The following is a 21948-nucleotide window of genomic DNA, read 5'->3' on the forward strand; positions in this document are numbered from 1 at the left end:
ACCACCTGCGACGGGTCGATGCCGGTCACCTTGGTTGCGGACGGAGCCCGTCGAGGATGATCCCGCCGATATGTGCCGCCCGGGCCGGATCGGACTGTGCATCGACGTGATGGATCGCGGCGAATGCCCCGGCGACCAGGGCCATCGCCTCCTCGACGGTGACATCGGTGCGCACGACGCCCGCCGCGCGCGCCTGATCGAGCAGACCGGCGAGGTGACCGGTGAGGGCAGCGGCCACCTCCGGGGCGGCCGTGCGCAGGTCGAATTCGGCGGCCGCGAGCGCGCTCTTGACCAGTGCGTTCTCGGCGCCGTCGGCCATCATGCGCGACAGCAGGGTGAATATCGCCGCCGGATCGCCGGTTTCGGCAAGGACCGCCGCCTCGTCCACCAGGCGCTCGATCTGCTCGATCGAAACAGCGAGGTACAGGGCCTCTTTGCTGGGGAAGTGGCGATGGACCGTGCCCGGGCCCACACCGGCCTGCCGAGCGATCTCGTCGAGCGAGACACCGAGGCCCTCCTGAGCGAACAGTTGCTGGGCGGTCCGCAGGACGCGCTGGCGATTGCGGCGCGCGTCGGCCCGCAGCTCCCGGGCGCCAGCGGACGCTGCCGATGCCCCCGGTGCGGATTCGGTCGGTTGACGTTCCATCTCACCCCTAGCTTAACCGGGTCGCCGCCCCGTATGCTCACGAACATAAACGGGGCGGCGCACCGCTTATCGGCGATCGCCACCCAGCTTCTTGATCCCCAGAGGAGACCCCCATGACCACGCACGACATCGCAGCCCCGGTACTGCGGATGCAGGAATGCTTCAACACCCGGCAATTCGACCGCGCCGACGAACTACACGCCCCGGACTGCCTCAACCACACCCTGAATGCCACCGGATTCGAGGTTGGCAAGCGCGCGTGGCAGACGCTGGTCGGCCTGTTCCCCGACATCCGCGTCACCGCGGAGGATGTCCTGGTTGACGGCGACAAGGTGACCGTCCGCTCGTCCGTCGGGGGAGTCCCGATCCCGCCCGGCACCCCGCAACCGATGCTGATCGAGATCTTCCGCATCGGCAACGGCCTGATCACCGAGGCCTGGGCAGCCGGTCAGGGAATGCCCACCCCGGAATCCCTGATCGGCAGTCCTGATCACACCTGAGCACGCTCGTCACGGTTCCGGCAGTTCGGTGCGGTTGTTCCCGTGGACGCGGGCGGTGAACGACGAGCGCTCCCGGACGGCGTGTCCGGCGGCGTTCGTCGTAACTCAGCTCAGGCGTTCGATGATGGTGACGTTCGCCGTGCCGCCGCCCTCGCAGATGGTCAGCAGGCCGTAGCGGCCGTTGACGCGTTCGAGTTCGTTGAGCAGGGTGGCGAAGAGCTTCGCGCCGGTGGCGCCGAGGGGGTGGCCCAGGGCGATGGCGCCGCCGTTGACGTTGACCTTGTCCGGGTTGGCGCCGGTCTCCTTCAGCCAGGCCAGGACCACCGAGGCGAAGGCCTCGTTGATCTCGATGACGTCGATGTCGTCGATGCTCAGGCCGGTCTTCTCGAGGGCCCACTTGGTGGCCGGGATCGGGGCGGTGAGCATGTAGATGGGGTCGGCGCCGCGGGCGCTGACGTGGTGGATGCGCGCGCGGGGCTTCAGTCCGTATTCGGCGACGGCCCAGTCCGAGACAAGCAGGGTGGCGCTCGCGCCGTCGGAGATCTGGCTGGCGACCGCGGCGGTCAGGCGGCTGCCCTCGCTCAGCGGCTTGAGCGCGGCCATCTTCTCGAGGCTGGTCTCGCGCGGGCTCTCGTCGATCCAGAAGTCGCCGACGGGCACGATCTCGCGATCGAAGGTGCCCTCCGCGATGGCCTTTCGCGCCCGGTCGTGGCTGCGCAGCGCCCAGCGCTCCATGTCCTCGCGGCTGATGTCCCACTTCTCGGCGATCAGCTGCGCACCGTTGAACTGCGACACCTCGCCGGTGCCGTAGCGGTGGTCCCAGCCCTTCGCGCCGACGAACGGCGAGTCGAATCCGTATTCCTTACCGGCGAGCATCGCGGCCGAGATCGGGATGGCGCTCATGTTCTGCACGCCGCCCGCGACGATCACCTCGGCGGTGCCGCTCATGATGGCCTGCGCGCCGAAATTGATTGCCTGCTGGCTGGATCCACACTGCCGGTCGACGGTCACGCCCGGGACGTGCTCGGGGTAGCCGGCGGCCAGCCACATGGTGCGCCCGATATTTCCCGCCTGCGGGCCGATGTTGTCCACGCATCCGACGATCACGTCGTCGACGTCCGCGGGATCGATGCTGTTGCGCCCCAGCAGACCCTGCAGCGCCGCCGCCCCGAGGTCGGCGGGGTGCACGCCCGACAGCGAGCCGCCGCGCTTGCCGACGGGGGTACGCACGGCGTCGATGACATAGGCCTCGCGCACGGGCGAATACTGGCGACGGGCGGGTGCCGACATGGAAACTCCTACTTCTGGTGCTGGGCTTCGGGATTCGTGAGTCCGTCCAGCACGATGGTCAGATACTGCTTGGCCAGGTTGTCCACGGTGATACGGCCGCCGGGCCGGTACCAGTGCACCGACACCCAGACGGTGTCGCGCAGGAAGCGAAGGGCGAGTTCGGTATCGAGTTCCGGCCGGAAGCTGCCGTCCGCGACGCCCGCGACGAGCACCTTGCGCCACAGCTCGCGGAACTCCCGGTTGTATTCGTCGATGTACTCGAAACGCGGTGTGCCGCTGAGTCTTTTGGCCTCGGCCTGATAGATCGATACCGCGGCGTGTGAGCGGTCGAACGACTCGAGGGATGCGGTGACGAAGGCCTCCAACGTATCCCGCGCCGGCAGGCCCGCGGCGTCGATCTCGCGGTAGCGGCCGAACAGGTCCTCGAGGAAGCCGCGCAGGATCTCGTCCACCATGGATTCCTTGGAATCGAAATGATGGTAGAGACTGCCGGACAGGATTCCCGCGGCGTCCGCGATGTCCCGGACCGTGGTAGCACGCAGCCCGCGCTCGGCGAACAGCCCGGCCGCGATGGCCAGCAGCTCGTTGCGACGTGCGGATTTGGATGCGTCGGCTACGGTCACCCGCCCATCGTACAACCAAGCGTTTGCTTGGTCCATCCGCCTCCCGTTCAGCGCAGCGAGTAGCGCAATGGCGACGATACCGACAGGTCCGCGAGCAGGCGGTCGCAGATCGCCACGGGCGAGACCCCCGCCCGCGCCATGCGCGCCACCAGGGCCAGCCGCCGCTCGCAGCTGTCCCACTCGACGGTCAGCTGCCCGCGGCCCGGCCCCGCGTCGACCGTCGCCATCACCCGCGGCGGCCCGAACGACACGGGTTCCTCGATCAGCTTGAGCAGCATGCCGCGCTGCCAGGCCCGGTAGGTGTCCATATCCGCGCCGTCCACCAGTTTGTCGGTCGCGGCGCACAGCCCCTCCGCGATGCCGTCGGCGAAGGCGACGCGATCGAACCGGAACTTGCGGCAACGCCGCACCACCTCGAGCAGATCGGCACGCACCTCGCACAGCAGCATGGTCTGTTCGCGCCGCCGTCGCGCCTCCTCGGACTCGGGGCCCGCCATCCCGATCCGGACGGCGCGCTCGTGATCGCGCGCCAGATCCAGGCGCAACGCACAGCGCGGATCGCGGGCGACCTCGGCTTCGTCGACGGCGTGCGCCTCGAGAATCTGGGCCGCCCGCGCCGCGGTCGCGCGTTCGGAGGCGTGATCGAGCAGTTCGGCGCCGAGTGTCAGGGCGGCGAGCACAATTCCGTCCAGCCGCCGACGGGCCAGCACAATCTCACGTACCAGCTCGAGTTCTTCATTGTCTGCCTGACGACGGTCCAGACCCATAGGTCGTGGTCCCTTCGAAATGTTCGCAGCATCGGCCTTTTCCAGGATTGCACACCTGGGGGTGGTCGGCGCCACCAAATTTCCGGGGCGGGCGGCCGAATACGTCGTTTCGACCGGAACCGTCGTCCAGCGGTGACCCGGGACCTAGGCCCGCTGACTACTTACCGAGACAATCTCGCCCGTCATATACGAGGTGTAATCGCTGGCGAGCATGGCGATGGTCGCGGCGACCTCCCACGGCTCGGCGGCGCGCCCGAATGCCTCCTGACCGGCGAGCCGGTCCAGCAGCTCGGTCGAGGAAACCTTGTCCAGGAAGGGGTGTCGCGCGATGCTCGGCGCGACGGCGTTGATCCGCACGCCCAGCTCCGCGGCCTCGACCGCGCTGCAGCGGGTCAGCGCCATGACGCCGGCCTTGGCCGCGGCGTAATGGGCCTGCCCGTACTGGGCGCGCCAGCCGAGCACGCTGGCGTTGTTGACGATCACACCGCCGTGCCCGGCGCTGCGGAAATACCCGAGCGCGGCGCGGGTGCAGCGGAAGGTGCCGTTCAGGGTGATGTCCAGCACGCGGTCCCACTGCTCGTCGGTCATGTCGACAACCGGTGTCTCACCGCCCAATCCGGCGTTGTTGACCATGATGTCGATGCGGCCCAAGGCATTCACCGAGGCGGCGATGAGCTCGTCGACCTGTTCGGTGCTGGTCACATCGCAGACCACCGAGGCCACGCGACGCTGCGGGAAGGCCGCGGCCAGCTCCTGCTCGGTCTGCTTCAGACGCCGCTCGTGCCAATCGGAGACGACGACGTCGGCACCCTCGTCGAGCATGCGCCGCGCGGTCGACGAGCCGATGCCGGTCCCGGCGGCGGCGGTGATCACCGCGACCCGGCCGGTGAGCAGGCCGTGTCCCGAAATCGGTTCCGGCGCAACAGAAAGATCGGTCATGGTAAGTCCTTTCGGGGAGGTCACCGGGCTTCGCGGGGCAGGCCCAGCACGCGCTCGGAGATGACGTTGCGCTGCACCTCGTTCGAGCCGCCGTAGAGGGTGTCGGCGCGGCTGAACAGGAACAGGCGCTGCCATTCGTTCAGGTCACCGGGGGGCGAAACGAGTCCCGGGGCGCCGAGCACGTCCATGGCGAGCTCGCCGAGGCCGCGATGCCAGTTGGCCCACAACAGCTTCGATACCGACGCCTGTCCTGCCGCCTCGCGGGCATCGACGTGCTCGTGCGCGGACCCCAGGGTGCGCAGCGCCTGCGCGCGCAGCACGCGCAGACCCACCCAGGCCTGATCGAAGCGGTCCGCGAGCACCGGATTCTCCAGCGCGCCAGTGGTCTTCGCGACGGCCTCCAGGCTCGCCAGCTCGCCTGCGAACCGGATCTGCTGGCCGAAGGTGGAGATGCCGCGCTCGAAGGTCAAGGTGCCCATGGCGACTCGCCAGCCCTCGCCCGGCTCGCCGACGACCAGACCGGCCTCGGTGCGGGCGTTGTCGAAGAACACCTCGTTGAATTCGGCGGTGCCGGTGAGCTGGATGATCGGGCGCACCTCGACCCCGGGCTGCTTCATCGGGACCAGCAGGTACGACAGGCCGTGGTGGCGGGTCGATCCGGGCTCGGTGCGGGCGATGACGAAGCACCAGTCGGCCAGGTGCGCCAGCGAGGTCCAGATCTTCTGGCCGTTGATCACCCACTCGTCGCCGTCCAGGCGCGCCGAGGTGGCCACGGCCGCGAGGTCCGAGCCGGCGCCGGGCTCGGAGTACCCCTGGCACCACAGCTCGGTGACGTTGCGGATGCCGGGCAGGAAGCGCCGCTTCTGCTCCTCGGTGCCGAAGGCCAGCACCGTCGGCCCGAGCAGTTCCTCGCCCAGATGCGACACGCGGCTCGGCGCGTCGGCCTTGGCGTACTCCTCGTGGAAGATCACTTGCTGGCGCAGCGACGCGTTGCGGCCGCCGTACTGTTCGGGCCAGCCCAGGCAGGTCCATCCGGCCGCGGCCAGGTGGCGGTCCCACTCGAGGCGCTCGTCGAACGCCTCGTGCTCGCGGCCGGGCCCGCCCAGCCCGCGCAGCTCGCGAAACTCGCCCTCGAGGTTCTCGGCCAGCCATTCGCGCACGTCGGCGCGGAATTTCACGTCAGCGGACGTGTCGTTCCCGGCCGCCGAATCGGGGGTCTGGATCATGCTCACTCCGGTAGAGTAACCTACCAAGCACTTGCTTTGTAGACCGGTGGTTCGGCCCGCTGCCCCCAGCGCGCCGGTCGACCGACAGCTTCGATTCGCGGCTCGCCGCGGGAGGATGCCCGTGACAACCCCTTCGCAGACCACCCCCCGGGCCCTGCATGATGCGGCACTCGCCTACCGCGACGCCCTGGCCGTCCTGGACGGCGAGGTCGAGCTGAGCTGGGCTCAGCTGCTGGACCGGGTTCAGCAGGTCGCCGGCGCGCTGCTCGCCCGGGGCGTCGAGCGCGGCGACCGGATCGCCATCTGGGCGCCGAACACCTACCACTGGGTGATCGCGGCGCTGGCCTCGCACTACTGCGGCGCGGCCCTGGTACCGCTGAACACCCGATACGTCGCCGACGAGGCGGTCGACGTGCTCGAGCGGGTGCACGCCAAGGCCCTGTTCATCGCCGGAACCTTCCTGGGCCGCGACCGGCTGGCCGAATTGCACACCGCCGCACCGGAACTCGCGATCGACAGCATCATCGTGATGCCCGCCGACGACTCCGGCGCGCTGCCCGCGGCGACCGACACCGTCATCCCCTGGACCGACCTGCCCGCGATCTCCGCGCGAATCCCCCGCGAGAAGGTGGTCGCCCACGGGGAATCGGTGGATCCCGAGGACATCGCCGACATCCTTTTCACCTCCGGCACCACCGGCCGCAGCAAGGGTACGCTCGTCGCGCACCGGCAGGCGCTGAGCGTGGTGCGGGCCTGGGTGGAGTGCTCGACGCTCACCAGCACAGACCGCTACCTGGTGATACCGCCGTTCTTCCACAACTTCGGCTACAAGGCCGCGATGCTGGCCTGCCTGGTGACCGGCGCGACCATCGTGCCGCAGGCCAGTTTCGATGTGCCGCAGGCGATGCGGATGGTGCACGACCTGGGCATCACCGTGCTGACCGGTCCGCCGACGATCTACCAGACCATCCTGGACCACCCCGCCCGCATCGAGACCGACTTGAGCAGCCTGCGGGTAGCCGTCACCGGCGCGGCGACCGTGCCGGTCGTGCTCATCGAAAGAATGCGCAGCGAACTGAAATTCGACGTCGTCGTGACCGCCTACGGCCTCTCGGAATCCTCCGGCTTCGGCACCATGTGCCAACCGGACGACGACGCGGAGACCATCGCCAACACCTGCGGCGGCCCCATCGCCGGCTTCGAGGTCCGCATCGGCGACCACGGCGAGGTGCTGCTGCGCGGCCCGAACGTGATGCTCGGCTACCTGGACGATCCCGAGAACACCGCCAAGACCATCGACCCCGAGGGCTGGCTGCACACCGGGGACGTCGGAATCCTCGACGAGCGTGGCTATCTGAAGATCACCGACCGGCTCAAGGACCTCTACATCAGCGGCGGATTCAACGTCTATCCCGCCGAGATCGAGCAGGCCCTCGCGCGCCTGGACGGCGTCGCGGAATCCGCGGTCATCGGCATTCCGGACGAGCGCATGGGCGAGGTCGGCAAGGCCTACATCGTGCGCCGCGCCGGATCGAGCCTGACCGAGCAGGACGTGATCGCCTACGCCAAAACGACATTGGCCAATTTCAAGGTCCCGCGTGCGGTGGAATTTCTCGACCAGCTGCCCTACAGCGCCGCCGGAAAGGTACTCAAGCGGCAATTACGTGAGGAGAATTCGTGAGCATCGAGACACCCATCCCCGACGAGGGTGAGGTCGTCACCTACTCCCGGCGCGGGCCGGTCGCGGTCGTCACGATGAACCGCCCGGACTACCGCAACGCCCAGAACTCGGTGATGACCTACGCCCTGGACGCCGCCTTCGAACGCGCGGTCCAGGACGCCGAGGTCAAGGTGATCGTGCTGGCGGGCAACGGGAAACACTTCAGCGCCGGGCACGACATCGGCACCCCGGGCCGGGACCATCATGTGCATTACGACAACAAGGCCGTGCTGTGGTGGGATCATCTCGACCGGCCGGGCGGCGATCAGCGTTTCGCCCGCGAGTCCGAGGTGTACCTGGGCATGTGCCGCCGCTGGCGGGAGATCCCCAAGCCGACCATCGCCATGGTCCAGGGCGCCTGCATCGCCGGCGCGCTGATGCTGGCCTGGTCCTGCGATCTCATCGTGGCCTCCGAGGACGCCTTCTTCTCCGATCCCGTTGTCCGCATGGGCATTCCGGGCGTGGAGTACTTCGCGCATCCGTGGATGCTGGGCCCGCGCCGGGCCAAGGAGATCCTGTTCACCGGCGATCGCTTCACCGCGGCGCAAGCCTACGAGTGGGGCATGCTGAACCGGGTGGTCCCGCGCGAGGAGCTGGAGTCCGAGACCCTCGCGCTGGCCGAGAAGATCTCGGCCATGCCGCAATTCGGCCTGGCGCTGACCAAGAAGGCCGTGAACCAGTGCGAGGACCTGATGGGCATGCGCGCGGGCATGGACTCGGTGTTCGGGCTGCACCATTTCGCGCACGCGCACAACGCCGAGGTCGGCGCCGACTCCCTGGGCGGCATGAACGCCAAGTCCATGAAGGCCAGCGCCACCGGAGCTGCCACTACCACCAACGACGGGGCCAAGTAAGTGGATCTCGAATTCGACACCAAGACCGAGGAATTCCGCGCCGAGGTGCGCGCGTTCCTGGCGGCCAACGTGCCCGCCACGCCCCTGCCCTCCATGGACACCCGGGAGGGCTTCGAGGCCCACCGCGCCTGGGAGCACACACTCGCGCAGGCCCGCCTGTCCTGCGTGGCCTGGCCCGCCGAGTACGGCGGCCGCGATGCCTCGCTGACCGAATGGGTCGTCTTCGAGGAGGAGTACTACGCCGCGGGCGCCCCCGGACGCGTCTCGCAGAACGGCATCTTCCTGCTCGCGCCGACCCTGTTCGAGCACGGCTCCCCCGAGCAGCTCGCGCGCATCCTGCCGAGAATGGCGCGCGCCGAGGACATCTGGGCGCAGGCCTGGTCCGAGCCGGAGGCCGGTTCGGACCTGGCGGGCATACGCTCCACCGCCAAGCACACCGAGGGCGGCTGGCTGCTCAACGGCCAGAAGACCTGGAGCTCGCGGGCCTCGTTTGCGGACTGGGGTTTCGGGCTGTTCCGCAGCGACCCCGACGCCGAGCGCCACCGCGGCCTCACCTACCTGATGTTCCCGCTCACCGCGGAGGGCATTACGGTGCGGCCGATTCCGCAGCTGGACGGCGAGCCGGGATTCGCGGAGATCTTCCTGGACAACGTGTTCGTCCCCGATGCCGACGTCATCGGCGAACCGAACAACGGCTGGAAGGTCGCCATGGCGACCTCCAGCAATGAGCGCGGCCTGTCGTTGCGCTCACCGGGCCGGTTCAACGCCACCGCCGGCAAGCTCATCGAGCTGTGGCGCACAACGGATTCCGAGGGCACCGCCCTGGCCGACCGGGTGGTCGACGCCTGGGTGGGCGCGGAGGCGTACCGCCTCAACACCTGGGCGACGGTGACCCGCCTGGCCGAGGGCGGCCAGCTGGGCGCGGAATCCTCGGTGAACAAGGTGTTCTGGTCCGAACTGGACATCGCCATGCACGAGACCGCCCTGGACCTGCACGGCGCGGCCGCGGAGCAGGAGTCGGCCTGGACCGACGGCTTCCTGTTCTCGCTGGCGGGCCCGATCTATGCGGGCACCAACGAGATTCAGCGCAACATCATCGCCGAACGCCTGCTCGGCCTGCCGCGATAGCCACAGGAGGACGACGACATGCGATTCGCATTGACCGCAGAACAGCACGATTTCGCCGCCAGCCTGCGCAAGATGGCCGAGGCCGCCAAGACCCCGGGCGTCGTACGCGCCTGGGGCGAAGGCGATCACGCCGCCGGGCGCGCGCTGATCGGCCAGCTGGCCGAGGCGGGTGCCCTGGGGCTGACCGTCACCGAGGAGAACGGCGGCTTCGGCGCGGGCCCGGTCGAGATGATCGTGGCCTTCACCGAGATCGGCCGCGCCGCGGTGCCAGGTCCGCTGGTGGAGACCGCCGCCGCGATTCCCGCACTGCTGCAGGCACTTCCGGGCTCGGTGCTCGCGGCCGAGCGGCTTCCGGAGCTGGCCGAGGGCGCCAAGCTGGGCACGCTGGCCCTGACCACCGCGACCGGAGCCAATGCCGGCAGGGCCGAGGGCAAGGCCGTCGCCCTGGATGCCGATATCGCCGATCTGGTGCTCGTCGCCGAGAGCGACCGCCTCGCGCTGGCCACCCCCGGCGACCTGGTGAAGTCGGTGGACGCCGCGCGCCGCCTCTACACCGTCACCGCGGGCGAGATCGTCGCCGAGGGCGAGGGCGTCTCGGACGCCATCGCTCTGGCCTTCGACACCGCCGCCCTGGCCGCCGCCGCGCAGCTGCTCGGCGCGGGCCGCGCCATGCTCGACACCAGCGTCGAGTACGTCAAGCAGCGCCAGCAGTTCGGCACCCCGATCGGCCGCTACCAGGCCATCAAGCACCATCTCGCCAACGCGCACATCGGCCTGGAGATGGCCCAGCCGCTGCTCTACCGCGCCGCCCTCACCCTGGCGTCCGGCCCGGACGCGCAGGTCCGGGCCCGCGACATCTCCGCGGCCAAGCTGGCCTGCGGCGAGGCCGCCTACCGGACCGCCCGCATCGCCCTGCAGGTGCACGGCGCCATCGGCTACACCGCCGAATGCGATCTGTCGCTGTGGCTGACCAAGGCCACCGCGCTGCGATCGGCCTGGGGCACCGCCGATTTCCATCGGGCACGGGTCGCGACGGCATTGCGCGCCGGAGCCGTCGCATGAGGATCTGCGGCGAGCTGTCCGAATGGGTGCAGGCGGCGCAGGTACGATCCAGCGCCATGCGGGCCACTTCGGTTGCCGCAGTGAGCAAACCCGGCGGCTACTCCGGAAGTGAATCCACTTCCACTGCATTTCGCCGTTACGGCATGGTTCCCGTCGACACAGCATCAGGAGGCAAGCAATGAGCAGCGCTGCGGAGTTACAGGAACTCGCGACGACCGTGCGCGCCGTGCTCACCAAGCATGGCGACCGCGACGTGCTGCGGCGCGCCATCGACAGCGAGCTCGGCTACGACGCGCAGCTGTGGTCGCTGCTGTGCGAGCAGGTCGGCGTTGCGGCGCTGGCGATTCCGGAGGAGTACGGCGGTATCGGGGCCGGGCTGGTCGAGGCGCTGCTGGTCGTCGAGGAGCTGGGCCGCACCCTGCACACCCCGCCGATGCTCGGCTCGGCGGTGCTGGGCGCGCAGGCGATCCTGTTGTCCGGCAACACCGAAGCCTGTGAGCGGCTCCTTCCCGAGGTCGCCGAGGGCACCCGGACGCTCGCGGTCTGCTGGGCCGATGCGCGCGGCTGGGATTCGCCGGGCGTGCGCGCCGAAGACGGAACGCTCACCGGCACGGCCCATTACGTGCTCGACGGCGCGAACGCGGACACCCTGATCGTGGTGACCGCCGAGGGCCTGTACGAGATCGACGCCGCAGCACCGGAAGTCGCCCGGACGGTCTCCCCGACCATGGATCCCTCCCGGCGCCTGTCGGAGATCACGTTCACCGCCGCCCCGGCCCGCGCCCTGGGCGGCGACGCGGCGGTGGTCGCCCGGCTGCGCGAGATCGCCTGGGCGGCAATCGCCGCCGAACAGGTCGGCGCGGCGGACCACTGCCTATGGATGACCGTCGAATACAGCAAGTCCCGCGTGCAGTTCGGCCGCCCGATCGGCAGCTTCCAGGCACTCAAGCACCGAATGGCCGACATGTACGTGCTGGTGGAATCGGCCCGATCGGCCGCCTACGCCGCCATCGCGGGCCTGGCCGCGGGCGATCCGGACCCGCTGGACCTGGCCGCGGCCCGCATCCACTGCTCGCAGGCGTTCTCCGCGATCGTCGGCGAGACCGTGCAGCTGCACGGCGGCATCGCGATCACCTGGGAGCACGACGCACACCTGTTCTTCAAGCGCGCCCACGGCGACGCCCAGCTGTTCGGCACACCCCCGCGCCCGCTGGCCCGCCCGGCCTGAGCCCAGAGCTCGATTCCGCCGGTCGGCTCGGCGTACCCTGCATGCGCCGCTGCGGGGCCGACCGGCAGCAGTGAGGAACCCCCGGAGCTTCCCTCGGCTCCGGGGGTTTCTCCCCGTCGGATGTGCTCGCCGCCGAACCGGATCGCCCCGGGGGACTCGTCAGTAATTCCAATCCCCTGGACTGTGCAGGCTTACAGTGGTCAGACGATAGTCACGCTCTCGGAATCCGAAATTGAGAACACCCCAGGGCTCTTTCGAAGTCCAGACGAACTTCTCTTCGGGCGAATGCCCTGACGGTACCGTCGTCCGCGTCACGTCGGGATAATGGCTCTTCAGTTCGTCGAGACCGATACTCGACGGTGCGCCGATATCGAAGTACGAAAAGATCCAGTCACCATCGGGGCGGCTCGCGGTACCGATCTCGTCGATAAGGAGCGCGGATCCGAGCCGCACGGGTCCCGCCGTCCGACGGCCGGAACCCGAGGAGATATCGACGTGGAAGAGATCGCTCAGTTTTCCGGACGTCAGCGGGACCTGGGCCACTACAGCGGCGATCAGATTCCATACGTCGGTGGGGTGGTTCGACATCATTACTGGCACCCGGCCTGATAATACTGATCATACGTCTCGTTGGGGGCGGTCGAAGGATGGAGATGCTCGCCGTAGTACGCACCGATCTGCTGGATTGCGTGCTGATAGGCTTCCGGCGTCGATCCGGCTTTTCGATAGGCGTCGTACGTTGAATTCCACGCCGTTTGCACATCAGGACTCTGACCCGCAACCCCGATGTCGAGCCCATGCTTATCGTCGATCTCACGTGCCACGACCATATTGTTCAGGGTGGCGGCGCCCTCGTCCGTGAGAGAATTGTTCACGCAGTCGGTCGGGTTCGCGCCTCCGATCGGACCGTGATACGAAGCATGCCCAGCCTCGTGAGCCAGCGCCTCCACCGTTGCGACCGGATTGTCGAAGAGGCCGCCATCGATGACGATCTTCTTGCTCTGCCGATCTGTATAACTACCCTTTCCCGTGGGACCGTAGGCGATGCTCCATCCACCAGTCGTGAGCTGGTCGAGTTCGGTCGTCAAGGTTTGAGATAAGCGCGCCAACGCGGCAAAACCGGGAATTGCGGTCAGCGGGTCCTTGCTCCAACCGGGTTCAGGGGAGTATGCCAACGCCACCGACGTCAGCGGATCAATACCCGGCGATTTGATCTGCCGCGCTCGTGCCGTCGCGGCGACCCGATTCAGCATGTCGACCGCATCCGACGCCGCGCCCTGCACGATCGTTGCCGCGGCGAGCCGTTCCTTACATCCCTCGTCGGCCAGGCCCCACATATTCTCGCCCAGAGCTTGCGTGGCCGGATTCGGGAACCGCGCGTTCGACTCCGGCGATCCCCCCGGTCCCGCCGCCTGTGTCATGGCCTGCCCCAGCAACTCTCGCCCTTGGGTATCGCGGCGCTGCGCCTCAGCCAGTGCGCGGGCCCAGGCCGTCAGGGCTTGGTAACCGGAATCGAACGCCGCCCCCGCCGCCGCGGACTGCACGGCCACCGCTCGGACGGCCTCCGACATGGTCTCGGCCGCCTGACCCCGCCACGCCGCCGGCAACTGAGTGTCGGCAACCGCCTGGAGGTTGGCACCGGCGCCGACAGCGTTGCGCGAGACCGTGCGGTAGATGTCCGCCATGCCCCCCTCGCCGAGCGGCGAACCGGCGATCTGCGCGGGCGCTCCGGCCAGCGCCGGTGGCGCCAGCGCCACATCGATCGCATGGGGCAGGAACTTTGGGAGCCAGCGGGCTTGGTCGATAAGATCCCGCGCCTGCTGCAACGCCTGCACAGCGCTCACTCGGTCCGCACCCCGCGTCCCCCGTTACCCGGAGGCCGAGGGCCGACCGGCCCGCTGGTCGGGCTGCCTCCGACCGGTCCGACCGCGCCACCGAAATCCTTGCTGACAACAGCGCCACCCTGCTGGTCGGTGTTCTGATACTCCCCCACGGACCCCGGTACCAGCTTCAGCAACGCCGACAACGCGGATTCGGCGGCGATGACCTCCGATATCCATGCCGACTGAAACGCACTCCAAGCGGACTCGACCTGAGGATCCCCGAGGTCGAGCGCGCCGGGAACGACCATCTCGACCAGAGACCCATACGCCTTGTCGTACGTGGACGCGGCGGCGGAGACGACCGCCACCGGACTGAGCAGTGCGCCCGGGTCGATGCCCAACCCCGCGTTCGGGCCGGAATTCCCGCTCGTACCGGATGCGGCGCTACCGGTTGCGCCCGGACCGGAGCCACCGTTCACCCCGCCGGAGCTCGACGTTCCACTGCCGGTGCCACTCGCGCCCGGACCACCGGGTGAGTTGGTGGACGAGATCGCCGTCAGTAGTTGCGCACCCTCGGGCCCTTCCCGCACGGCGCCCCCTTCGTTTCTCTCAGCACAGGCAGGTCAAGAGATCACAGGCTATCGCCGTACCGCCGCACACTGGACTCACCACCGCTGGGTATGGTCCGTGGAACCTTCGCGGGTTCCAAGCCGCTCGGCACCCGCGCCCCCACACGCGCCACTGCCGGGCCCACCGACATCGGCCGGCGGACGCGGAGTTTCCTCAGCTCTAAAGGCTTCTTTCGTATTACGATGCCGCCCTGGGTAATCCATCGCCCACCCGCTGACGCCGGCGGTGTGAATGCGCGGCGGGCCACCACCCCGTGGGCGATCTCACACTCGTTTGCATAGCCAAGCTATGCACATAGATAGTTACCCTATGTAAATTAATATCGTGCAGTTGAACCAAGCAGCCCCGACTCCCGCGACCGGCGAGGACCACGTGGTCGACATCATGGTCACCATGGCGCAGATCACCCGGGTCACCCGGACCCTGCGCGATGACGACCTGCCCCACGCCATGCTGCGCGCGATGTCGGTGCTCGACGAGCGCGGAGCGCTGCGGGTCAGCGAGTTCGCCCGCATCGATGGCTGCTCCCAGCCCACAGCGACGACGCTGCTCGGCCGGATGGCCACCGCGGGCCTGGTCAGCCGCACCACGGATCCCGGCGACTCCAGAGCCGTAGTCGTCGAGCTGACGCCGGCGGGACGCGAGCGGTTGGCCGCGTCCCGCCGAGCGATCGGTGCCACCCTCACCGAACGATTGCCCGGCTTCGACGCCGACCGGCTCGCCCACCTCAGCGGCGAGCTGACCGACCTTCTCGCGGCCCTGAAATCTGTTGCCTGACAAGCAGAACCAGGAGCATCCATGACCACCACCCTGTCCGCGCGCGTCGTCACCAGCGCGCCGGCCCCCGCACGCGCGAAACAGCCCAAATCCGTGTGGGCGGTCGCCTTCGCCTCCGTGATCGCCTTCATGGGTATCGGCCTGGTCGATCCCATTCTCGAGCCGATCGGTGCGCAGCTGCACGCCTCGACCTCGCAGGTGACGCTGCTGTTCACCAGCTACATGATGGTGACGGGCGTGGCCATGCTGATCACGGGCGTGGTGTCGAGCCGCTTCGGCGCCAAGAAGACGCTGCTCGCGGGCCTGGCGATCATCGTGGTGTTCGCCGCGCTGGCCGGCAGCTCGGGCACGGTCGGGCAGATCGTGGGCTTCCGCGCCGGATGGGGACTGGGCAACGCGCTGTTCATCGCCACCGCGCTGGCCACCATCGTGGGCGCGGCCACCGGCGGCGTCGCGCGCTCGATCATCCTGTACGAGGCCGCGCTGGGCGTCGGCATCGCGGCGGGACCGTTGGTCGGCGGCGTGCTGGGCGGAATCAGCTGGCGCGCACCGTTCTTCGGCGTATCGGTGCTCATGGCGATCGCCTTCATCGCCATCGTGACGCTGCTTCCCGAGCTGCCCAAGCCCGCGCAGCACACCTCGATCACCGCGCCCTTCAAGGCATTACGGCACCGCGGACTGCTGCTGGTGAGCATCACCGCGCTGCTGTACAACTTCGGCTTCTTCACCCTGCTGGCCTACACCCCGTTCCCGCTCGACATGGGCACCTACGCAATCGGTTTCATCTTCTTCGGCTGGGGCCTGATGCTCGCTCTGGCATCGGTGTTCTTCGCGCCGCGGCTGCAGCGCCGCTTCGGCACCGTCCCGATGATTGCCCTGGCCTTGGCCCTGTTCGCGGCCGACCTCGCCGTCATGGCGCTGTTCGCCGGGCACCGGCCGGTGCTGATCGTCGGCACGGTCCTGGCCGGACTGTTCCTCGGCGTGAACAACACCCTCATCACCGAGGCCGTGATGATCTCCGCACCGGTGGAGCGCTCGACCGCCTCGGCCGCCTACAGCTTCGTGCGCTTCGTCGGCGGCGCCGCGGCCCCCCTACCTGGCCGGCAAGCTCGGCGAGCAGCACATGGCCCTGCCGTTCTGGGTCGGCGCGGCCTGCACCGCGATCGGCGTGCTCGTCCTGCTCGGCGGCCGCTCGGCCCTGGCCCACATCGACGACCACGACCCGGCCGCGCACAGCGTGGACGAGGCGATGGCGATCAGCGCGGGCGACGACTGAGTTCCATGGCGTAATTACGCCAATCTTTTGCGGGTAACGTCGGTATTCCCACCCATTACCGCATTCGGTTGGCGCAATGCCTCGCATTAGGCGTACTTTCTCCGTGATCGATCATTTACATCGCACAGACTTTTACCTGACGAAGGGCTTCACGTGTCCGTTTCGATTCAAACGCTCGGCCGCAGCATCGCCATCGCCGCAATCACCGCGGGCGCCGTCCTGATCGGCTCCAGCACCGCGGGCGCGGCTCCGGCGCCGATCCAGACGTCGTCCAATGTCAGCGCCACCACCGATATGCACGCGCGCACGGTCACCGCGAAGCTGGTCTCCGGCCGCTTCGTCACGGACGCCGCGACCAAGTCGATCGACGTCACCGACGCCGCGGGCAAGACCGTCGAGTCGATTCCGCTCACCGCCGCCCCGGTCGCGGCCACCGTCAGCAGCGACGGCAAGGCCCTGACCCTGAAGCAGATCGCGTTCACCGATACCGGCAACCAGCTCATCAACCAGTGGGTCTGGGGCGTGCAGCACGGCGGCGCGGTCGGCGCCATCCTCGGCTGCATCCTGGGCTTCTGGTTCTTCGTCATCCCGGGCTGCGTCATCGGCGCCGCGGTCGGCGGTGCGATCGGCAGCCCGAACAGCGCCCAGATCAACGGCACCTTCTTCCGGCTGATCTCCGGAAACTGAACTGATCGGCGAAAGCCGAGCTGAAAAGGAAGCCCCGGGCGCACGCCCGGGGCTTCCTGCGCTATTTACACGTCACGTTTTATGCGACGGCCGCGGAATCTCTCGTCGAGTTCACGATTCGATGCCGGATGCCGCACGCACCGGCGGCGTCCTGCCGAACCGCACCCGCAGCGGATAGATCGCCGCAACGACCGCCAGGCTCACGATGGAGGCCAGGAGTTGCGGGCGCAGATCCGGTTTCGTCAGCATCGAGCCCATCACCACCAGCAGTACCGCGATCACCAGCCAATTCACGTAGGGGTAGCCCCACAGCCGGTAGGTGAGGGCGGCGGGATTCTCGCGCTGCATCCGGGCGCGGAAACGCCAGTGCGAGAACATGATCGCGAGATAGCAGAAGGCCAGGATCACGCCGATCGAGTTCACCAGGAAGCTGAACACCCGGTCCGGCGACACCGCGGAGGCCAGCACCGCGCACCACGCGGCCACCGTGCCCAGCAGCACGGCCCGCGCCGGCACCCCGCGCCGGGTGAGCTTGACCAGCCCGGTCGGGGCGTCGCCGTCGCGGGTCAGCACGTACAGCATGCGCGAGGAGACGTAGATCGCCGAGTTCAGCACCGACAGCACCGCGGTCAGGATCACCACCTCCATGATCGTGCCCGCCGCCGGGACCCCGATCTGGCCCAGCGCACTGACGAACGGACTGGTCAGCACCTTGGCGTCGTCCCAGGGCAGGATCGTCACGACCAGGAAGATCGACGCCACGTAGAACACCCCGACCCGCCACAGCACATTGCTGGTGGCACGGGCCACCGCCCGAGCGGGCTCGTCGCTCTCGGCCGCGGCGAGCGTGACGATCTCGGTGCCGCCGAAGGCGAACATGACGACCACGATCGCCGAGAAGACGCCGCTGATCCCGTGCGGCATCGGCCCGCCGTGCGCGGTCAGATTTCCGAATCCGCCGTGTCCGTGGGGCCACAGCCCCAGCACGTACGACACACCGAGAATCAGGAAGACCACGATCGCCGCGACCTTGATGGAGGCGAACCAGAATTCGAATTCGCCGAACGAGCGCACCGAGATCAGATTCACCGCGGTCATCGTCACCAGTAACGCGGCGGCCAGCAGCCACGACGGCAGATCGATCCAGGATTTCAGGATCGCCGCACCGGCCACCGCCTCGGCACCGACCAGCACCACGTACAGATACCAGTACAGCCACCCGACGGTGAACCCGGCGAAAGGCCCCAACGATATTCGGGCGTATTCGGCGATGGATCCGGCCGCCGGGCGCTCGGCGCCGACCGAGCCCGCGACCACCATCTCCCCCAGCGCCCGCAGCACACACAGCACCAGCACCCCGGCCACCGCGTACGACAGCACCGCCGCGGGCCCGGCGGTCCTGATCACCGACCCACTCCCCACGAACAACCCCGCGCCGACCGCACCACCGATCGCGATCATCGTCATATGCCGACGGCGCAGGCCGCTGCGCAAGCCCGCACGCACGGCGTCGGTCGTGTTCGTCATGTATTACCTTCTTGTTCGCTGCAGTGTTGCCAAAACACCATAGCGAGCCGCCCGGGCCTCGAGAAAACGCAGGTAGACAAGGGTGCTCTCGGCATTTTCCGAAGGCTTCGGACGATCCCGCGCGCTCCCCGGCATTCACGCCGGGCGCGTACCGTAGGCGGGTATGAGCGAGACGAATCGCGGCCGCGTCCGCACCGAGCCGGGCCACAAGCGTATTCGGGCTTACGCCGCCGGGAAACTGATCGTCGACACGACGCACCCCGTGCTGGTCTGGGAGAGCCCGTACTACCCCGCCTACTACCTGCCGGTTACCGATCTGGTCGCCAAGCTGGAGCCGACCGGCGCCACCAAGCACTCGCCGAGCCGCGGCGAGGGCACGATCTACGACGTCGTCGCCGACGGTGTGACGAAAGCCGGTGCGGCCCTGCGTTATCCGGATTCCCCGATCTCCGAGCTGCATGATCTGGTCCGGCTGGAGTGGTCGGCGATGGACGAGTGGCTGGAGGAGGACGAGCCGGTCTACGTCCATCCGCGCAGCCCCTACACCCGCGTCGACATCCTGGCCAGTTCGCGGCACGTGCGCGTGGAGGTCGACGGCGTCACGGTCGCCGAATCGCACTCGCCGCGGATCCTGTTCGAGACCGGTCTCATCCCCCGCTACTACCTGCCCCTCCCCGACGCCCGCCAGGACCTGTTCACCGCGTCGGACACCCAGACCCACTGCCCCTACAAGGGTACCGCGGGCTACTACAACCTGCAGGTCAACGGCACCGAATACAACGATCTGGTCTGGTACTACCGCACCCCACTGCCCGAAAGCCAGAAGATCGCGGGCCTGGTCTGCTTCTACAACGAGAAGGTCGACATCTACCTCGACGGCGTGCTGCAGGAACGCCCGAAGTCCCCGCTCGCCTGACCCGCCCCGGCGCGGCCGACCGTGCGCGAGCCCCGGTTATCGCAAGGGGGCCGACCGGCCGCGAGCATGCTCGAGGATCCCGATTGCCCGCGCCCGCGCGGCATCCCGGGCCCCGAGGTCGCCCCCCGCAGCCGAACGACCGGCCATCCGGGTTTTGATACGCTCGTGTATCGGTCAGCGGTATTCACACGGCCCGGATGCCGCCCTCGATTCCGACGCAGGAGGTGACATGTCCGTGCAGACCGATTCGTCCGGCCCGGCCCGCCGCGTCACCAAGCGGCGCGCGCAGACCCGGCAGCGGCTCCTGGACGCGGCGTTCGAGGCCTTCGCGGACGAGGGTTTCGGGCGCTGCACCGTGGAGCAGATCTGCGAACGCGCGGGATATACCCGGGGCGCGTTCTATTCCAATTTCACCTCGCTCGAGGAACTGTTCCTGCAGATGTGGGAGCAGCGTTCGGCGCAAATGCTGCACGACGTGGCCGCGATGCTCGACGACACCGCCGGAGTGGACGATCTGCGCACCGGGGTCGATCGGGTATTGCACGCGGTTCCCCTGGACGACAAGTGGTTTCGCATCACCTACGAATTCACCGCGCACGCGTTGCGCACCCCGGCGCTGCGGCGGGTGATGGCCGCGCGCGAGGAGGCGATCACCACCGCGCTGCTGCCGGTGGTGCGGGCACTGCTCGAGCGGGCCGGGCGCACGGTCACCGACCCGGCGGCACTGGGCCGCGCACTGGTCGCCGTGCACGACGGCACCGCCACCCAGTGCCTGATCGAACCGGAGAATCCGGTGGCCCGCGCGCAGCGGACCGACCTGTTCACCCACGTCTGCCTGGCCTACAGCACACCGCACGGCGACCACTGACAGCCGTTGTGCCGGTAGGGATTTGCGCGACGCCGTAACGCCCGCCACGACCGGCGGAACAATCGCCCGACGCACCATCGCACGACCGCTCAGGAGGCGTACATGACCGACCGACCGGACCTCGCCCGCACCCTGGATCTCCAACCCCACCCGGAGGGCGGCTGGTACCGCGAAATCTGGCGCAGCCCCGTGGAATTCACGCCCGAGGGTTACGACGGCCCGCGCGCGGCCGCGACCTCGATCCACTTCCTGCTGCTGCCCGGCGAGCGCTCGGCCCCGCACACGGTCCGCTCGGACGAGATCTGGCTGTGGCATCGCGGCGGCCCGCTGCTGCTGAACATCGGCGGCGAGGAGATCACCCTCGGCCCCGACGTGGAGCACGGCCACCTGCCACAGGCCGTCGTCCCCGGCGGCGTCAGCCAGTCCGCCCGCCCGGCCGGCGACGACTACGTACTCGTCAGCTGTATCGTCGCCCCCGGCTTCGACTTCGCCGACTTCCGGTTGGACTGAGCCACACCCCCGGAAACGGTTGCGGCCCTTCGCCCTCAGTTCCGGGGGCAATGAAAATGCGGTCGTTTCACCCCGCACCGAGCGCTCCTAACCTTAAGCCAGTCACTTCGGTTAGGAAGGAAATACATTGTCTATCAGACGTATTGCACTGGGTTCGACAATTATCGGCGTGCTCGCGCTGGGGCTCGGGGCGTCCCCAGCGATCGCGAAGATTCCGCTGCAACCCGCCGCACCGGCTCCGGTCGCCTCGACCCTCGACACACCTTCGGGCCCGCCTTCGGGCGGGCCGATTTACCTCCCCTCCCCGACCGGGAGCGTCGACAGTTTGTCCGCTGCGATGGGTGGCGGCCCTTGCAACCCCGAAGCCAGCCCTCTTCATGGTTGCGGGTAGGACAGGCACCTGGTCGTGCCCAGATCTGCAGCGCCCGGGCCGTCCAGCGGCCGGGGCGACCGGACACCACCCATGGAAAATGGACTACCCGGTCCCGTCCGAGATTCGCTATCGTGATGCCGCCAGTTCATACGGGAGGAAAGTCTTGACTATCAAGCGTTTTGCGCTCTATTCGGCGGCCGCGGTAACGATCGGCATGCTCGGCACCGGAACCGCGGCGGCGAAAATCACGCTGCAGCCCGCGCCCGTCCCGGCCGACCACTCGAAGGCTCAGCAGGTCGCCAGCGTGCCCAGCACCGGTTCGGCGAATTTGCTGCCCAAGCTCATGTGCGGCGTCGACGGCTACAAGGGCGCTTGCTGAACTAACTCGCCAACTCACACGAACGCACCCCGCCAGGATTGCCTGGACGGGGTGCGTTTTGTCATGGGATGTCCAAGATCCGCTACCCGGAAAAGATCCGCCAATATGCGGTATCTCGACGACCCCCAGTCTCTACGCTGATGCCGAGCAATCCTCCCCGGCTCCAACAGGATCTGCACAGTTGCAAGAGTTTCTGTCC

At 68.3% G+C, this 21948-nt stretch carries 22 protein-coding genes and 1 pseudogene; 13 read left to right on the plus strand and 10 right to left on the minus strand.

Annotation, left to right across the window (positions count from 1 at the left end):
- Positions 1–25 precede the first annotated feature (25 nt).
- Positions 26–646, minus strand: a complete 621-nt coding sequence (locus tag ABH933_RS35055) for a TetR family transcriptional regulator (RefSeq protein WP_429423996.1) — start codon at positions 644–646, stop codon at positions 26–28.
- A 113-nt stretch (positions 647–759) separates the two neighbouring features.
- On the opposite strand from ABH933_RS35055, the gene ABH933_RS35060 reads away from it, so the two are divergent.
- Positions 760–1146: an ester cyclase gene (locus ABH933_RS35060; RefSeq protein ID WP_429423998.1), complete on the plus strand. Its 387-nt coding sequence runs from the start codon at positions 760–762 to the stop codon at positions 1144–1146.
- Between the two features lie 105 nt (positions 1147–1251).
- On the opposite strand, the gene ABH933_RS35065 is transcribed toward ABH933_RS35060, so the two are convergent.
- The 5 genes from ABH933_RS35065 to ABH933_RS35085 form a co-directional block, all read right to left on the minus strand.
- Positions 1252–2403 carry an acetyl-CoA C-acetyltransferase gene (locus ABH933_RS35065; RefSeq protein ID WP_429424070.1) on the minus strand — a complete coding sequence of 384 codons (1152 nt, stop codon included), beginning with the start codon at positions 2401–2403 and terminating at the stop codon, positions 1252–1254.
- Positions 2404–2444: 41 nt separating this feature from the next.
- On the minus strand, positions 2445–3059 hold the full coding sequence (locus ABH933_RS35070; RefSeq protein ID WP_215916019.1) for a TetR/AcrR family transcriptional regulator: 615 nt from the start codon (positions 3057–3059) through the stop codon (positions 2445–2447).
- A gap of 47 nt (positions 3060–3106) precedes the next feature.
- Positions 3107–3826 carry a hypothetical protein gene (locus ABH933_RS35075; RefSeq protein WP_429424000.1) on the minus strand — a complete coding sequence of 240 codons (720 nt, stop codon included), beginning with the start codon at positions 3824–3826 and terminating at the stop codon, positions 3107–3109.
- 144 nt (positions 3827–3970) lie between these two features.
- A complete protein-coding gene (locus ABH933_RS35080) occupies positions 3971–4765 on the minus strand; it encodes an SDR family oxidoreductase (RefSeq protein WP_429424001.1) in 795 nt (264 codons plus the stop codon).
- A 20-nt stretch (positions 4766–4785) separates the two neighbouring features.
- Entirely contained in the window at positions 4786–5991 is a 1206-nt protein-coding gene (locus tag ABH933_RS35085; protein WP_215916629.1) for an acyl-CoA dehydrogenase family protein, read from the minus strand.
- Between the two features lie 121 nt (positions 5992–6112).
- Between ABH933_RS35085 and ABH933_RS35090 the strand changes: the two genes are divergently transcribed.
- From ABH933_RS35090 to ABH933_RS35110, 5 genes are all read left to right on the plus strand, one after another.
- On the plus strand, positions 6113–7672 hold the full coding sequence (locus ABH933_RS35090) for a FadD3 family acyl-CoA ligase (protein ID WP_429424003.1): 1560 nt from the start codon (positions 6113–6115) through the stop codon (positions 7670–7672).
- 2 nt (positions 7673–7674) lie between these two features.
- Positions 7675–8565, plus strand: a complete 891-nt coding sequence (locus tag ABH933_RS35095) for an enoyl-CoA hydratase (protein WP_429424073.1) — start codon at positions 7675–7677, stop codon at positions 8563–8565.
- Positions 8566–9693 carry an acyl-CoA dehydrogenase family protein gene (locus tag ABH933_RS35100; RefSeq protein ID WP_429424005.1) on the plus strand — a complete coding sequence of 376 codons (1128 nt, stop codon included), beginning with the start codon at positions 8566–8568 and terminating at the stop codon, positions 9691–9693. It begins immediately after the preceding gene.
- Positions 9694–9711: 18 nt separating this feature from the next.
- Entirely contained in the window at positions 9712–10755 is a 1044-nt protein-coding gene (locus ABH933_RS35105; RefSeq protein ID WP_429424007.1) for an acyl-CoA dehydrogenase family protein, read from the plus strand.
- Positions 10756–10933: 178 nt separating this feature from the next.
- The gene (locus ABH933_RS35110; RefSeq protein ID WP_429424009.1) at positions 10934–11983 is read left to right on the plus strand and encodes an acyl-CoA dehydrogenase family protein; all 1050 of its coding nucleotides are present in this window, start codon (positions 10934–10936) and stop codon (positions 11981–11983) included.
- Between the two features lie 159 nt (positions 11984–12142).
- Here the strand turns inward: ABH933_RS35110 and ABH933_RS35115 are convergent, their stop codons facing one another.
- From ABH933_RS35115 to ABH933_RS35125, 3 genes are read right to left on the minus strand one after another with little or no spacing between them, the layout of a single operon-like run.
- A complete protein-coding gene (locus tag ABH933_RS35115) occupies positions 12143–12574 on the minus strand; it encodes a hypothetical protein (RefSeq protein WP_429424011.1) in 432 nt (143 codons plus the stop codon).
- Complete coding sequence (locus ABH933_RS35120; protein ID WP_429424013.1) at positions 12574–13827, minus strand: hypothetical protein; 1254 nt, start codon at positions 13825–13827, stop codon at positions 12574–12576. The genes ABH933_RS35115 and ABH933_RS35120 overlap by 1 nt, the downstream gene beginning before the upstream one ends.
- Positions 13824–14396: a hypothetical protein gene (locus ABH933_RS35125; protein WP_429424015.1), complete on the minus strand. Its 573-nt coding sequence runs from the start codon at positions 14394–14396 to the stop codon at positions 13824–13826. The genes ABH933_RS35120 and ABH933_RS35125 overlap by 4 nt, the downstream gene beginning before the upstream one ends.
- 364 nt (positions 14397–14760) lie before the next feature.
- Between ABH933_RS35125 and ABH933_RS35130 the strand changes: the two genes are divergently transcribed.
- From ABH933_RS35130 to ABH933_RS35140, 3 genes and pseudogenes are all read left to right on the plus strand, one after another.
- Positions 14761–15213 (plus strand): MarR family winged helix-turn-helix transcriptional regulator, encoded by a 453-nt coding sequence (locus ABH933_RS35130; protein ID WP_429424017.1) that lies wholly within the window; start codon positions 14761–14763, stop codon positions 15211–15213.
- A 21-nt stretch (positions 15214–15234) separates the two neighbouring features.
- A pseudogene (locus tag ABH933_RS35135) lies at positions 15235–16489 on the plus strand (MFS transporter).
- Positions 16490–16642: 153 nt separating this feature from the next.
- Positions 16643–17176 carry a hypothetical protein gene (locus tag ABH933_RS35140; protein WP_429424019.1) on the plus strand — a complete coding sequence of 178 codons (534 nt, stop codon included), beginning with the start codon at positions 16643–16645 and terminating at the stop codon, positions 17174–17176.
- Between the two features lie 111 nt (positions 17177–17287).
- Here ABH933_RS35140 and ABH933_RS35145 read toward each other — a convergent pair whose 3' ends face one another.
- Positions 17288–18703: an amino acid permease gene (locus tag ABH933_RS35145; protein WP_429424021.1), complete on the minus strand. Its 1416-nt coding sequence runs from the start codon at positions 18701–18703 to the stop codon at positions 17288–17290.
- Between the two features lie 163 nt (positions 18704–18866).
- Between ABH933_RS35145 and ABH933_RS35150 the strand changes: the two genes are divergently transcribed.
- The 4 genes from ABH933_RS35150 to ABH933_RS35165 all read left to right on the plus strand — a co-directional run bounded on the left by ABH933_RS35150 (position 18867) and on the right by ABH933_RS35165 (position 21749).
- A complete protein-coding gene (locus ABH933_RS35150; RefSeq protein ID WP_429424023.1) occupies positions 18867–19619 on the plus strand; it encodes a DUF427 domain-containing protein in 753 nt (250 codons plus the stop codon).
- Between the two features lie 229 nt (positions 19620–19848).
- Positions 19849–20487 carry a TetR/AcrR family transcriptional regulator gene (locus tag ABH933_RS35155; protein WP_429424025.1) on the plus strand — a complete coding sequence of 213 codons (639 nt, stop codon included), beginning with the start codon at positions 19849–19851 and terminating at the stop codon, positions 20485–20487.
- Positions 20488–20589: 102 nt separating this feature from the next.
- Positions 20590–20997: a cupin domain-containing protein gene (locus ABH933_RS35160; RefSeq protein WP_215916007.1), complete on the plus strand. Its 408-nt coding sequence runs from the start codon at positions 20590–20592 to the stop codon at positions 20995–20997.
- A gap of 470 nt (positions 20998–21467) precedes the next feature.
- Positions 21468–21749 (plus strand): hypothetical protein, encoded by a 282-nt coding sequence (locus tag ABH933_RS35165; protein WP_429424027.1) that lies wholly within the window; start codon positions 21468–21470, stop codon positions 21747–21749.
- Positions 21750–21948 lie beyond the last annotated feature (199 nt).

The organism is Nocardia sp. GP40 (assembly GCF_050434125.1).
Classification (GTDB): Bacteria; Actinomycetota; Actinomycetes; order Mycobacteriales; family Mycobacteriaceae; genus Nocardia; species Nocardia albiluteola.